The following is a 15,508-nucleotide window of genomic DNA, read 5'->3' as shown; positions in this document are numbered from 1 at the left end:
GAACTCCATTCGCCTCTTGCCAGGCCTGTAAGTCGATTATTTCGACTTACAGAACTCAATCTGCCTCTTGCCGGACCTGTAAGTCGATTATTTCGACTTACAGGTCTCCATTCGCCTTTTGCCAGGCCTTTAAGTCGATTATTTCGCCCAACAAAAAAACTTGCTCAATATGAGCAAGTTTTTTTAAATCACTTACTGCTTCTGTATTCCTTCGGTGACATTTGAAACTGTTGCTTGAATACATTCGTAAAATAATTCGGCTCATCAAACCCAATCGCACACGCAATTTCAAATATTTTCATATCCGTATTTCTTAGAAGTAATGCCGCTTTATCCATACGAACGCGAGTAACGAAGCGTGTAAAACTTTCTCCTGTGGCTTTTTTGAAAACAACACTGAAGTAACTTGGATTTAAATGAATGTGAGCCGCCACATCCGTCAATCGGCATTCCTCATTGTAGTGCTCTTCGATATATTTAATGGCCCGCTCAACCACATTATCACTCTTGGACGCCTGCCATTGATTGAATTGAAGTAGGAAATGTTTCACTTGCTCCTGTGCCCAATCCAAGACCTCCTTCGGGGTCCACTGGTTCTGCGGCATTTCATTAGGCAGCCTAGCCAGCGAATTCTGATCATCAGGATCGAATTGCTTCTGAATGGTTCCGTGCAAGGCGATTGAAAGTGACAAAGCGCCAAGTCGCATCTCTTCTGGCGATGTGAGACTTAGCTCATGAATCACGCGATTCAACAGTACCAGCAAGCTGTCCTCTTGCCCCACAAGAATGGCCGACATGAGCTGGACTTCCATCTCTCTGACCTTCGCTTGATTAAGCGAGAGCATGATCCCGGATCCCACTTCATTTCCTCTTAACGTAGGAAGTCTAATCGGATCGGAGATCGCTTCTTTCGTTAACAGATACAGTTGCGCCAAGTCAATTACGGGAGGTGCCAGCCCCATGGATACCAGGCTTGTACGAATCTTCAAATATTCAAATGAGGCCGTTGGTATCCCGTCTTGTAACGTTTCGTCCACCTGATGCCATTCAGCCACTAAGAGGAACGTATCATGCTCCACTAATAAGAGGCGGGCTTCCAGACCCGCACCTTTCACTAGCTCTTCTACAATGTTGGAGAAGGCAAATTGCAACAAGCTCATGTCTCTTTTACCATTCGATTTATTCGCTAAATCTTCATTATTCATGTGCATAAACCACAATTCTTTACCAGACAATGCTTGATTCAATCCAGGCAATATGCTCATTTCATACGGAAGATCCAGTAATACCGCGCGAAGCTCTTGATCTTGTTGCAGCTGTTTTTGCAAAAGTTGTTTCTGCTGCTGCGCATACTTCTCATAGAACCGCTCGGACGCTTTGTTCATAATTTGGCGAACGTCATCTTCCGTGCACGGCTTGATTAGAATATCTAGAGCTCCCAGTCTCACTGCGGCTTGTGCGTATTCGAAATTCTTGAATCCAGTCAAAATAATGACAATCATATCGGGATAATTTTTCCGCAGATGTCCTACGAACTCGATACCATCCATGATGGGCATCCGAATATCCGTCAGAACCAAATCCGGTTGCAATTCTTCAAGCAGAGCCAAGGCATCTTGGCCATTACCCGCTTCGCCGACTACTTGCCAACCCAAATCTCCACTATGCAGCATCTTAACTAACCCTTTTCTAAAATTGGGCTGGTCTTCGACAATCAACACTCTTCCGCTTCTCATTCGAGTGATCTCCTTTCATCATGGGCTAGAAGAGGCAGAACAAGTCTCATGTTCGTTCCACTTCCTAGGACGCTTGCGATTTCCATTCGGAATGGAGGCCCATACACCAACTCAATCCTTCTAACAACGCTTCGTACACCTAGACTTTCTCTTCCATCCGTCCGATAAGGCAACGCTGAGCCCTGAACCCCTAATATTTGCGCAATAGACTTCTCATCCATGCCACACCCGTTATCGGTAACATCAATCTCAAGGAAGTCGTCGCGGCTGCTAGCCTTGATGATTAATACTTTATGTGAAACCATGTTGCGAAAAGCATGCATGAATACATTTTCAACCAATGGTTGAAGCAGCGAACGCATCACTTGTACATCCATGATATCCTCATCCACTTGAATGATAGTTTCCAGATCCGTCTCAAATAGTTCTTTCTGTATCTTCAAATAGTTGCGAATCTGCTGGAATTCTTCCCTCACCGTCGTCAGCGTTCGAACAGGCATCAAGGAGTATTTGAGCATCTCCGAAATGGCAGCGATCAAGTCGGCCGTCTCGGTTTCATCTTGCAGATATAGCTTCCAATAAATTTCATTGAACATGTTGTGCAGAAAATGAGGATTCAATTGCGCCTGTAACGCTTTAAGCTCAGCTTCTTTCTCACTTAATTGTGTAAGATACACTTCTTTAATTAATCGTCCGACCTGTTCGGCCATTGCATTAAAGCTTTCTCCCATATAAGCTAACTCGTCGCGGGTTCGTATTTCAATGCGTGCATTGAAATCTCCAGAGCGAACTTTACGAAGTCCAAGCATTAAATCTTTGAGCGGACGGAGTAAATTACCCGTGGAAAGAACAATCAGCACACTGGCAAGTAGAATACTAACCAATCCAGAGTACACGATCATTTTGAACAAATCGCGACTTTTAGATTGAATCTCTGTTAATGAAGTACTACTCACAAGCTTGAAATTGGTTACTTCCGATTCGCCTTGCACGTATAAATGATGTTCCATCAGCTGTGTTTGATCCATATTCTGAAGTAACTCTAATTGTCCACTAGGAACAGGCGAATTCGTAAATAACAATTCTTTATTCTTATTAAACAAATAAACTTGACCTTGGCCTGCCTTCGTCAACTCCTTAAGTGAACCTGAGAAGAAGGATTCGTCGAAAGCCATAACAAGTACGCCGTATGTCGTTAAACTACTATTTTTCATAAACCTAGCGACAATAATCGTGTTTCTATACCCACTAGGCTCAATAGATGAGGCCATCGGAAGGCTAATCCATATGAGGTCACCAGAGGTGTCATTAATTTTGGAACGAATCACTTTGAATACATATTCGTCTGGAGCATTAATCGCAGATGTCGTATAACTGAAATAGGAAGGATTTCCGTTTAAATCATATAAATACATACCGGTAATATAGGGTGCATCGGATTTGAGCTGATAAATCTGATCCTCGATTTGCTTTTTATCATAATAGCGATCAAATGCGTCGGAGCTCTCATTTAAATTAATGCGCGAAATTAACTTCTCGATGGATGGATTAAACACAACCGTTTGCGAAATACGAACCACTTCTTGCACCTTAAGATCCAACTTCGCTAACGCCTCTTCATTCGTGCTGGTAAATTGCTTGCTAATCTCTTCCTCGAACAGGGTTAAGTTATAGCGATACGTTAAATATCCGGTCAAACAAAATGCCAATAAAATAATAATGGATAAACTGAGAATAAGTTTCACCCTGAAGCTGCGATTGATCATGATTATATTTCGAATCCAGGATAGCATCTCATTTACCCCTTTGTTTGCAAGTGACCTAGCCTTAAACGATATTATAACAACATTATTCATTTTCCCGCTATTTTTTCACCAAAATAAACAAAACCGATGTTCCTTGTTGAGGAGACATCGGTTTACTTAGTTATATCTATTGTTTGAACGTGGTCAACAACCGTTTAACGGATTCACCATTTTCGTTGGTGAAAGTCTCAAATACTTTGACCTGAATCGGGAAATCCAATTGGTTGGATCTCGCATTTAAATCTATCGTGTTGGTACCGCTGTACAAACGACCTTCACCCGACAAGGGTTGAACTGATTTTCCAATCGGATTGCCAACATTATCAAATAATTCGAATGAGAGCATACTAGTAAACTTATCAACCGTAACATTTTTATCTGGCTTAATATTCAGATCTAACTTCAACTTATAGTCATAAATCATCGTAGCTTGGAAAATCGCTGTAATTGACCAATCTTTAATCGTAATTTCATACGGATACACGTTAAGCGTTTTCCCCGTCGCATCGTTCTTCTGAACGGGTACCTTAGCCGAAGCAAGGAGTGATTTGTACGTTACCTCACCATTCGATTGTTGGCTGTAAAGGTTCATTTTAAGACCTTCCCCCGTCTCTGATACTGGGAGTGCATAAGAATAACTAACGACATATGAAGCATTAGGAACAACGGTCAGTGCTGTAGCTCCCTGTCTTTTTCCTCCATACGCATAACCATCTGCACTAACAAGCTCCGTCTGTATCGCTGGAATCGGGATCGGACGCTCACTGTTGTTCGTCAATTTAAACTTGGCGACGGCCGTATTGAAGCCATCGTCTTCATTGCTTGTTACATGTAATTCAACCAACGAAAGATCGACATTCGAAGGAACGAATTTATTCGTTGAGTCGAGTTTAACTGGCGTGCCTAATGTATATGTGGGCAACGTGGTGACTCCTTGTGTCGCAGCACCTGTAGGGAGAAGAATATTGACACGTCCTACCCGGTAGGTGTCTTCCAAGGACTTGCCTTCACCCAACGACACAGCAAAACTCTCTGGTGTAACGACATTCAAACTTGTAAATTCCGTATCCAGCTCCGTTGGGATGACGATGTGGATATATTTCTTCTCACCCGGATCTAGGATGACTGCAGCTTCAGCACGATTTCCAGCATAAACTTTCGATTCTGACTTTCCATCGATTCCAAAATTAGGTACAGTTTGACGCTCATTGGTTGGATTGCTGACTCTAATTTGAACAACAGTAGACACGCCTTTGACCGTAATTTCCTTATGTATGTCTACGGGAGTGAATCCAAGAGGTGAGCGCAACAAAGGTAGCGTGAAAGCTTCTCCCCATTTCAGAATCGCAGATGAATTCGTTATGATACCATCACTGCCACTCCATACGTCACCAGCATCTACAGGTATTGTAAGCAGCGTGGTTTCCGCCTTTGGATACACGTCCATATCCACATCGATAAAGTTGAGGCTCGTAAGCGCAACTTCGTCACTTCGCTCAACATTCGACAAGTAGCTAAGTTCCACCTGGCTCTTGGGTTGAAGCGATTTCGGATTCTTGGCACTAGGTTGCAGTGCATATGAGACGCCATCTGACATGAGGCCGCGTAATTCAAAGTCAGGAACACGTGTAATTCGATCACTCGTATTTTTTATGCGGATGACGGTACCGAGCTTCGTCTGATCCGATTGGTGCTCATTTAAAATGCTTTTGACTTCTACCTCGATTTTATTTGAAAGCGAATAGCTAGCATTCGAACTTGCTGAAGTAACTGCTGCTAAGTTCTCACTATCTGCAGCCATTGCAGGTAAAGATGCTGCTGATAATAGGGCAGCTGATAGAACAAGCGTAGCTAGAGATCTTCTCATCTTCATCTTCTTATTCACTTATTGCTCCTCCTCAAACGTTTGATGTTGTTAGTTCCCTACTTTAACTTTGTCTTGATCTTTCAGTTGATGTTGTCCGGAGATGACCAGAATCTCTCCTTCTTTAACCCCAGAAATAACTTCCTGATTCGTCTCATTCAATCGACCAAGTTCAAGTTTACGCTTTTGCACCGTTTCGCCAATTAAGACAAAGACAAAGTTATTCCCACCTTCACGAACGATGCTTAAACTTGGTATGACAGGTACGTTTTGATCATCATCTTTGGTTAGTTCTACTTGTGCCTTAGATCCTGGTTTCAATTTACCATCCGGATTCGGAACTTCTAGCTCCAGATCATAGGCTTTGGATTGACCGTTAATAACATCGGATAAGTAGGTTACCTTGGCTCCTGCTTTCGTCGTTACACCTGGAATGTAGAAAGTCAGTTCACTCTTCCCTCTAACAAGGTTAGCTGCCTCTTCACTTAATTGAGATTTAATTTTAACAGGATTCGTTTGTTGCACTTCCCCTACACGACCACCTGGGGCTAACGTCTGACCTACCGTAACATTCAGATCCGTCAACTTGCCGGAAGCTGGTGCTTTCACCTCTAGATTGCTAAGAGCTCTATCGATATTCTTGCCATTAACTTGCGCTGTTTCCAAACTTGACTCTACTTGTGCCAACGAATTCGTCTCCTGTAATGTCTTTAGTGATCGACGTGCGCTGGCTAAATCTTTCTTTGTATTACTAAGCGCCGTTTCCGCCTTCTCTAATTGCGATTTGGTAGCTGTTCCTAGATCATATTCATTACGAGCTGTATTGTAGGCTTTCTCTAGATCACTAACGGCGGTTTCTAATTTAGAAACACCATCTTTAGCATCTTCAATCCCGTTCGAAGTCTTCTGTTTTGCCTCTGTAAGTCCAGCTTGTGCTCCCTTGATACTTACTGTATTCAAATCCTTCTGTATCAACACATCTGTCGGATCTAATCGGACAAGCACTTCCCCCTTCTCCACGATATCTCCACGTTTCTTCAAAATTTCTATGACTTCGCCACCTGACTTGGCGATAATGTCTAATTGAACGGATGATACGACATCACCCACTTGTTCAATCGGTTCACCAATCTTTTGCTTCGCGACTGGGGCTGTTTTCACTACTTTCGCGCCTTGTTCAGTGGCTGTTGTTGCTGCAGGACTTACAGCTGGCGATGCGGAACATCCCACGGCTATCGCCGCGCTAAGCGCAAGGACGCCGAATATCTTGGTACTTTGTTTGATCATAAACAACTGACGTTTCATATTCCTTTTCCCCTTTTCCCCTATTTAGATAGTTATCGTACAGATGCTGCTTGTTCGGATTGAATGGCATTCGGTTTACGATTTCTCTTGAAGAAGCCGCCTTCTCTTTTCTTAAATAGGATCTCATACATAATAGGTACGATGACGAGCGTTAACAGTGTTGAAGTTGTAAGACCGCCAATAACGACTACAGCTAAACCTTTGGAAATAATCGTTCCTTTGGATAATCCAAGTCCTAACGGCATAAGTGCCAGTATCGTTGCGCCTGCTGTCATGATAATAGGTCTCAATCTCGTAATCCCAGCTTCAATTAGTGAGTCACGAATCGAATAATCTTGCTCTCTTAGCTGTTGAACGCGGTCAACAAGTACAATTGCATTGGTGACAACGATACCGATCAGCATCAGGAAACCGATTAGTGACGTTACATTAATCGATTCGCCCGTTAACAGTAGTCCTAGAAGGCCCCCAATTGCTGCTAATGGCAGTGAAAACAGAATAGCAAGTGGTGCCCTTGCGTTTCCAAAAGCGATAACCATTACCATGTAAACAATGAAAATCGAAGCAATGATGGCCATAAACATTTGCATGAAACTCTTTTGAATATCGTCGGATACACCCTTTACTTCACGAGTGACTCCAGAAGGAAGTTCTAACTTAGCCAGTTCTTCCGTGATTTTCTTGCTGACGCCACCTTTATCTGTAGCATTGATTTTGGCACTTACACTCACGATTTGCTCTTGATCCTCGCGGCTAATGCTGTTAGGTGCTTCAATCTGTTCAACACGTGCGACTTCATTTAACTGTATGGTTTGGCCAGTAGGCGTCTTGATTAAGAAAGTACCCAATTTATCCACCGAATTTTTGTACATCGGATTCAACATAACTTTCGTGGCGTAAGTAATGTTATTAAATTTCAAATCTCCTAACTTCTCTTCTGCTATCCAAGCGTTGACTGATTGCAAAATTTGAGCACTTGAGAGACCATACAATCGTGCTTTATTTTGATTAACGACAATCTCGACTTCCGTTTTGGAATCACTCAAGCTGTCTTTAATGTCATTCAGCTCAGCGAATTCCTTCATTTTGTCTTTGACCAACTGAGATGCTTGCTTCAGGTAGAGCTGGTCATCCCCTTTTAGAGAGTATGAGAAGTCAGCTCCTGTTGCGGTGGGAGGTCCGCCAGTAAACAGTGTAATATTCACATCTGATCCATCTGGCATGAGTTTCAACATGTCTTCCTTATACGTTTTGACATCCTCATTCGCATTCGTTTCAGCTGTTAGTTCGAAGAACATCATGGCTCGATAAGCAAATCGATCGCTGCTTTGGTTATAGCCAACCAATGATTCAATGTACTTGAATGCAGGTTTGCCAGCTTCGTCTGTATGTACCTTTAACGCTTTCTCCAGTTCTTTGGACTTCTCATTCATCATTTCAATGGATGTTTCGCGCGGCATTTTAATCTCAATAACACCTTGTTTGACCGCTTCACTATCCGGCATGAAAGCTACTGCTAAATTAGGAACAGTAATGATGATTGAGATCACAAGGGCAACGCCAGCCAGCAACAATGTCTTAATGCGGTTGTTCAACGACCAGATCAGTGCCTTCTTATATTTCACTCCCATAGGCCCAACGTGATTCTCGTCGTGACCTGCAAGTTTCTTGCTTTTGAGCACCATAATCTTCGCTAGCATTGGAATGACGGTTAGGGCAACGAGTAATGAGGACATTAAAGCTACGACTAGTGTTATTGCAAAAGGACGGAATACTTCTCCAACGACGCCGCTTACGAATCCGATAGGACCGAATACACCGACTGTTGTAATGGTAGAAGAGGTAATTGCGCTTGAAACTTGTTTCGTTGCTAATTTAATGACGGATTCATTGCGATCTTGGGCTTTCTGAAGCTGACTATATATATTCTCAATAACGACGATACTGTCGTCCACGACACGCCCGACTGCAATGGCCATTCCGCCTAATGTCATGATGTTTAAGGAAATGCCTAGTGGGCCCATAAATAATAAGGTAACAAGAATCGAGAGAGGAATTGATACGAGTACAATGATTGTCATACGAGCATTACGTAGGAAAAGCAAAATCATTAAGGAAGCAAGTATGGCACCCAATCCGCCCTCTTGCACCATTCCGTGGATGGAATCTTTAATATCGTTGGCCGAATTATAGATTTTGTGGAATTTCACGCCAGGTAGCGTTTGGCCCCAGTCTGTCATCAACTTATCCGCACTATCTGCAAATTCAACAGCGTTCGCGGCTTTCGTTTTGTAAAGCAATACGCCAATGGCTGGCAGATCATCTAATCTTGCAATGAACTTGGACTCGCTGATCGCTTCAACTTTGGCAATTTGTTTGAGAAGCAATGTGTCGCCTGTATTCGTCGTAATTTTTAAATTATCTAAGTTATAAATGGTATCAAGCTCACCTTTGACACGAACCATCTGAGTATTTCCATTGAAATCTACCGTACCTGCTGGGCTAGATACCAATGAGGCTTTGATCAAACTTGAAACGTCTGATGGTGTCAAACCATAATTATTGATCGCAGGTGCATCAAGCTTAATGGTAAGTACTGCATCCTGATTCCCTACGGAGTCTACATGGTCGATACCCTTGAGCCCATTAAAGCCGGGAAGAATCGTATCTTTGTAAGCTTTATCCAGCTCTGTTTGGTTCATCCCTGCTTCACCGTAAACTGCCAAATAATAGACAGGTTCAGAAGCAAAGCCCGCTGTTAATACTTTAGGCTTCTCAGAGCCTTGTGGCAGCTTAACATTCGAAATCAAGCTCTCCACATCTTTCTTCACATCTTCCGGCTTCTTATCTTGGTCGAGCTCCAGGATAATCTGAGAGTAATTGTCTTGTGACCCGGAACTTAAGGTCTTGAGTCCGTCCAACCCTGCAACAGCCTTCTCGAGTGGCTTTGTAATTTCATCAAGGACATCCTTTGGAGGTGCTACGTAAGTCGTGCTGATAATGACAACCGGAAATGTAATGTCAGGCATACTTTCTACCTTTAATGTGGTAGTAGAATAGGTTCCTCCTACAACCAACAGCAGCATGACGATGAAAATCGCTGCCACATTTTTCATTGAAAACTCAGTTAATTTGGACATGCTCACTTCTCCCCTGTCACTAGCTTTATTGCTTACATTCTTACTACTCACTCTTTCATTGCACTTGGAATTAATTAACAATTATTAGCCTGAAATTGACAATTTCATGTTTTCTTGATCAGGATTTATTATAGCTTTTCATCTTCATAAAAACAGGTGAGCAAAGTCATATGATAGTCATATTATGGTAATATAAAAAATTTAAACGCTTGTGACTTCCTGTGATTCCAATCAATAAATCAAAGCAGAAGTAAAGAAACCGATGCTCCCCAATAGGAGGGCACCGGTTTCCTGATGTTCAAACTCTTGTTATGTTTACTTGCTCTTATACGCTAGCATATTCAGCAGCACTGTTACCGCCTCTGCTCTTGTTGCATAGGCTTGAGGAGCGAATAGATGATCGTTTCCTCCTTGCATAACACCTGTTTGCTTCAAGTAAGCTACGCTTGCTATGGCCCATGTAGGAATATTCTTGTCATCGGCGAAGCCAGTCGTGATCGTGATGGTTGACGGAATAGACTGCCCCATGGCTTTCGCAATTATAACTGCCATCTCACTGCGCGCAATCTGTGCGTTTGGACGGAAAGTATCATCTTCATAGCCTTGAATCAAACCTGATTGTACAGCTTGTGCAACTGCTTGCAGTGCCCAATTACCAATATTCGCTGTATCTGTGAAAGGGAGTGTTACGCCTTCGCCTTGCTTTTGTAAGGCATTCACCGCCATCACAGCAAATTCCTCACGCGTTACTGTTTGATTCGGCGCAAACGTTCCATTCGGATACCCAACGACAATTCCTCCACGTATCGCTTGCTTAATATTTGCTTCTGCCCAGTGTCCAGCAATATCCGTTAAGTTCTTGGTTGAATTCGTGTCTGTCCCTAGCCCAGTTGCCTCTTGGGTAACAATGAATACGCCATATTTCGTGAAGTGATCCACTTCTACAGCAATGCGATCTTCATTGATCTTGCCACCAGGAACCTCCACCCATTCCTTCTTCACTTCGTCAAAGTAGCGTACAGCTACTGTTTGATTCCCACCCAATTTGGCTCTATCAAAAGCAAACGTTAAGGTAACCTGTTTGTTGAAGTTCTCCGCGAAGTTTTTCAAAATCTCAAAAATTGGACTAGCTAGTGTATTTTTATTCGTCAACAACTGCTGCGTTTCTAACACTTTGGTTATTGTTAATTGCAGCAATTTGTCTGTAGAATCGGCTGGAATTGAGACAATCACCTCATTTTCCAAGCTAACTATACCTCGTCTGCCAACAGGAAGCGTTAATGTGCCATCTGTTGAGGTTACTGGGTTGTCAGTGGTTATAGGCGAGGTTGAATTCCCACCACCCTCACTGCCACCCGTTGAAGGAAGTTGAGATGCTATGACAACTTCGACTGTCGCTGTAAGACCGCTTGTATTAGTTGTGTTAGCAGGCAAGCTGCCTAGCGTTGCCGTGAAGGTGTAGCTACCGGCTATGGATGCGTTGTAGCTATCCGTATCTAGCCATGCGGTTACTGGCACGGTGATTGTGGTGCCGTTTGCCGTTACTGTTGCATGGCTTGCTAACAATGCAGTTGTTACTGCTACCGCATTTGCGTAGGTTGCTGAGCCTACAGTTCCGGCTGAAATATCCCCAATGGCGTCGAATGCTGTGATGCTTGTAATCACAGGTGATATAACAACTTTAACTGTCGCTGTTAATCCGCTTGTATTGGTTGTGTTAGCAGGCAAGCTGCCTAGCATTGCCGTAAAGGTGTAGCTACCGGCAACGGAGGCGTTATAGCTGTCCGTATCTGTCCATGCGGTTACTGGCACGGTGATTGTGGTGCCGTTTGCCGTAACACTAGCATGGCTAGTTAATAGCGCTGCTGTTACTTCTCCCGCATTTGCATAAGTTGCTGAACCAGCTGTCCCAGCGGCTACATCACCAATCGCATCGAATGCGATGATGTTCGTAATTATTGGAGACACTACAACCTCGACTGTCGCAGTTAAACTGTTTGTATTGATTGTGTTTGTCGGCAAGCTTCCCAACGTTGCCGTAAACGTATAGCTGCCCGCTACGGACGCTTTATAGCTGTCCGTATCTGTCCATGCGGTTACTGGCACCGCAATCGTACCTCCATCCGCCGTTACAGTTGCATGGCTGGCTAACAATCCAGCCGCCACTTCTCCCGCATTTGCATAAGCCGCCGCCCCGGCTGTCCCAGCCGCTAAATCACCAATGGCATCAAATGCGGTGATATTTGTAATCACTGGCGTTACAACGACTTCAATTGTCGCTGTAACGCCATTTGTATTAGTCGTATTCACCGGCAAGCTGCCCAACGTTGCCGTAAAGGTATAACTACCAGCCACTGATGCATTGTAGCCATCCGTATCTACCCACGACGTCACTGGCACCGCAATCGTACCGCCATTCGCCATTACATTCGCATGACTTGCCAAAAATGCAGCCGTCACTTCTCCCGCATTTGCATAAGTTGCCGCCCCCGCCGTACCAGCAGCTACATCGGTGATCGCATCAAATGCGGTGATGTTTGTAATCACCGGCGACACAACGACTTCAACTGTCGCTGTAACGCCATTTGTATTAGTCGTATTAACCGGCAAACTTCCCAATGTTGCCGTAAATGTATAGCTACCAGCTACAGATGCATTGTAGCCATCCGTATCTACCCACGCCGTTACTGGCACCGCAATCGTACTACCATCCGCTGTTACACTCGCATGGCTTGCCAATAATGCCGCCTTCACTTCGCCCGCATTCGCATAAGCTGCCGCCCCCGCCGTACCAGCAGCTACATCGGTGATCGCATCAAATGCGGTGATGTTTGTAATCACTGGCGATACAACTACTTCAATAGTCGCTGTTAATCCGTTTGTATTCGTTGTATTCGCCGGCAAACTTCCTAGCGTCGCCGTAAACGAATAACTACCTGCTACGGACGCATTGTAACCATCCGTATCTACCCACGACGTTACCGGCACCGCAATCGTGCCTCCATCCGCCATTACATTCGCATGGCTGGCTAACAACGCCGCTGCTACTTCACCAGCATTCGCATAGGCTGCCACTCCAGCGGTCCCAGCCGCTACATCTCCTATCGCATCGAATGCGGTGATGTTCGTAATCACTGGCGATACAACTACTTTAATAGTCGCTGTCACTCCGCTTGTATTCGTTGTATTCACCGGCAAACTTCCTAGCGTCGCCGTAAACGTATAACTACCTGCTATGGATGCATTGTAGCCATCCGTATCTACCCACGACGTTACCGGCACCGCAATCGTGCCTCCATCCGCCATTACACTCGCATGGCTGGCTAACAACGCCGCTGCTACTTCACCTGCATTCCCATAGGTTGCTGCCCCAGCGGTCCCAGCCGCTACATCTCCTATCGCATCGAATGCGGTGATATTGGTAATCACTGGCGACACAACTACTTCAACTGTCGCTGTTAATCCGTTTGTATTCGTTGTATTCACCGGCAAACTTCCTAGCGTCGCCGTAAACGAATAACTACCTGCTACGGATGCGTTGTAGCCATCCGTGTCTACCCAAGCCGTCACCGGCACCGCAATCGTGCCTCCATCCGCCATTACATTCGCATGGCTGGCTAACAACGCAGCCGTCACTTCGCCCGCATTCACATAGGCTGCCGAACCTGCCGTCCCAGCTGCTACATCACTAATCGCATCGAATGCCGTAATATTCGTAATCACTGGTGCAACAACTACCTCAACTGTCGCTGTAAACCCGCCAGTATTCGTTGTATTCGCCGGCAAACTTCCCAACGTTGCCGTAAATGTATAACTACCTGCTACGGATGCGTTGTAGCTATCCGTGTCTACCCACGCCGTCACCGGCACCGCAATCGTACCACTATCCGCCGTTACAGCCGCATGACTTGCTAACAACGCAGCCGTTACTTCACCAGCATTCGCATAGGTTGCAGCTCCAGCTGTTCCAGCAGCTACATCTCCAATCGCATCGAATGCCGTGATGTTCTTAGCCGCAGGTACTACGGTTGCCGTGGTCGCTGCACTTTCAGTCTCTCCTGCAGACTGTGCGGTTACGCTGATCGTATCGCCTGAGGCCAGCGTTAAACCGGACACAGTCCAGTTGCCGCCAGATGCGGTTACCGGTGTGGACGGTGTTCCGTTAACGCTAAGGATGATCGTTGCTCCTGCTGCTGCCGTACCCGTTACGCTTGTATCACCCGCACGTACCGTGCCAGTGATCACGGGTGTTGCTGTGATGACCGTCCACTTCGCGTGAAGCGTCAAATCCGCTACAACAGGTGATGCAAAATTGTATATCGTGCTTAATCCGCTCTCGCTGTACCAACCGGCAAACGTGTGTCCAACTTTCGTTGGCGGAGGAGTCGGCTCCGTTGCGATACCACCTGAAACCACACTTTGACTGCTCACAGCTGACCCGCCATTGCTATTAAAAGTGATGGTCGGAGCTGAATCTCCCCATTTGGCGATAAGGTCAGCCGTGTTGCCACCTGCTGTCGTGAAAAATCCTCCTGTATAGATGGCGCTTTCCCATACGGTTATTGCATTTACACTATTGTTAACACCCGAACCCAAGCTCGACCAACTGCTGCCATCCCATTTCGCTATTCGATTTGCCGAACCGCCGCCTGCTGTGGTGAACCCACCACCTGCATAGATATTATTCCCCGATACAGCTATTGCACTAACTGTGTTGTCCAAACCAGTTCCCAAACTTGACCAAGTGCTTCCGTTCCATTTCGCTAAACGATTAGCAGAACTCCCGCCTGCTGTGGTGAAATTGCCACCCACATATACATCGGTGCCCGATAAAGCTAGAGCAAACGCATCACCATTCAAACCTGCTCCAAGACTAGACCAACTGGTCCCATCCCATTTGGCTATACGAACTGCTGCTGTCCCCCCTGCTGTGCTGAAACTTCCAGCTGCGTACACATTCGAGCCAGATACAGCTAAAGCATACACAGTATTGTTAAGACCCGTACCCAAACTTGACCAGCTTGTCCCATTCCATTTCGCTATATTGGTAGCTGGAACACCGCCCGCTGTAGAGAAATTCCCAGCTGCATAAACATCCGTACCCGACACAGCTATCGCATAGACCGAACCGTTAGTACCTGTACCGAGGTTGGACCAATTACTTCCGTTCCATTTCGCTATGCTACCAACTGGGGTGCCGCCTGCTGTGGAGAAAATTCCGCCTGCATATACATCTGCTCCCGAAGCAGCTATAGCAAAGACATAGCTATTAAGGCCAGTACCAAGGCTGGACCACTGGCTCCCGTCCCATTTCGCTATATGACTTGCCGGAGTACCGCCCGCCGTAGTGAAACTCCCACCAACATATAGGTCTGTACCTGATACTGCCATCGTGCGAGCATAGGTGCCGCTGAGTCCTGTTCCCAGACTCGACCATATACTACTCGCTTGAGCCGATTGATTGCCTGTCAAGCCAAACAACTGTAAGACTATCGCAATCACCAATATACTTTTCATCAAGATACCATTTGCTGTTTTTTTGTTCCGATTTTGTCTTATTCTTTGCATAATCTAACCCATCTCCTTCTTACCCTAGCAATCTCCTAATCTCCTATTAACTCCAAACATTCTATCAAAACGACCGTTACGCTATCATTA

Annotated in this window: 6 protein-coding genes; all 6 read right to left on the bottom strand. The window is 45.1% G+C overall.

Going from position 1 to position 15,508, the window contains the following annotated elements:
• Positions 1 to 188: 188 nt before the first annotated feature.
• Positions 189 to 1,736, bottom strand: a complete 1,548-nt coding sequence (locus A8708_RS29485; protein WP_068669751.1) for a response regulator transcription factor — start codon at positions 1,734 to 1,736, stop codon at positions 189 to 191.
• Entirely contained in the window at positions 1,733 to 3,502 is a 1,770-nt protein-coding gene (locus A8708_RS29480; RefSeq protein ID WP_204787669.1) for a cache domain-containing sensor histidine kinase, read from the bottom strand. The genes A8708_RS29485 and A8708_RS29480 overlap by 4 nt, the downstream gene beginning before the upstream one ends.
• A gap of 166 nt (positions 3,503 to 3,668) precedes the next feature.
• Positions 3,669 to 5,426: a hypothetical protein gene (locus A8708_RS29475; RefSeq protein ID WP_082927889.1), complete on the bottom strand. Its 1,758-nt coding sequence runs from the start codon at positions 5,424 to 5,426 to the stop codon at positions 3,669 to 3,671.
• 30 nt (positions 5,427 to 5,456) lie between these two features.
• The gene (locus A8708_RS29470) at positions 5,457 to 6,710 is read right to left on the bottom strand and encodes an efflux RND transporter periplasmic adaptor subunit (RefSeq protein WP_068669747.1); all 1,254 of its coding nucleotides are present in this window, start codon (positions 6,708 to 6,710) and stop codon (positions 5,457 to 5,459) included.
• A 32-nt stretch (positions 6,711 to 6,742) separates the two neighbouring features.
• On the bottom strand, positions 6,743 to 9,850 hold the full coding sequence (locus A8708_RS29465) for an efflux RND transporter permease subunit (RefSeq protein ID WP_068669745.1): 3,108 nt from the start codon (positions 9,848 to 9,850) through the stop codon (positions 6,743 to 6,745).
• A 315-nt stretch (positions 9,851 to 10,165) separates the two neighbouring features.
• Complete coding sequence (locus tag A8708_RS29460) at positions 10,166 to 15,418, bottom strand: S-layer homology domain-containing protein (protein WP_068669743.1); 5,253 nt, start codon at positions 15,416 to 15,418, stop codon at positions 10,166 to 10,168.
• Positions 15,419 to 15,508 lie beyond the last annotated feature (90 nt).

The organism is Paenibacillus oryzisoli (assembly GCF_001653565.1).
Lineage (GTDB): Bacteria > Bacillota > Bacilli > Paenibacillales > NBRC-103111 > Paenibacillus_E > Paenibacillus_E oryzisoli.
The sequence above is the reverse complement of the archived record's forward strand: the minus strand, read 5'-3'. Positions and strand labels throughout refer to the sequence as shown.

Coding starts and splice junctions, on each gene's coding strand:
- A8708_RS29485 (WP_068669751.1), bottom strand. CDS start 1,736: ATGAGAAGCGGAAGAGTGTTGATTGTCGAAGACCAGCCCAATTTTAGA.
- A8708_RS29480 (WP_204787669.1), bottom strand. CDS start 3,502: ATGATCAATCGCAGCTTCAGGGTGAAACTTATTCTCAGTTTATCCATT.
- A8708_RS29470 (WP_068669747.1), bottom strand. CDS start 6,710: ATGAAACGTCAGTTGTTTATGATCAAACAAAGTACCAAGATATTCGGC.
- A8708_RS29465 (WP_068669745.1), bottom strand. CDS start 9,850: ATGTCCAAATTAACTGAGTTTTCAATGAAAAATGTGGCAGCGATTTTC.
- A8708_RS29460 (WP_068669743.1), bottom strand. CDS start 15,418: ATGCAAAGAATAAGACAAAATCGGAACAAAAAAACAGCAAATGGTATC.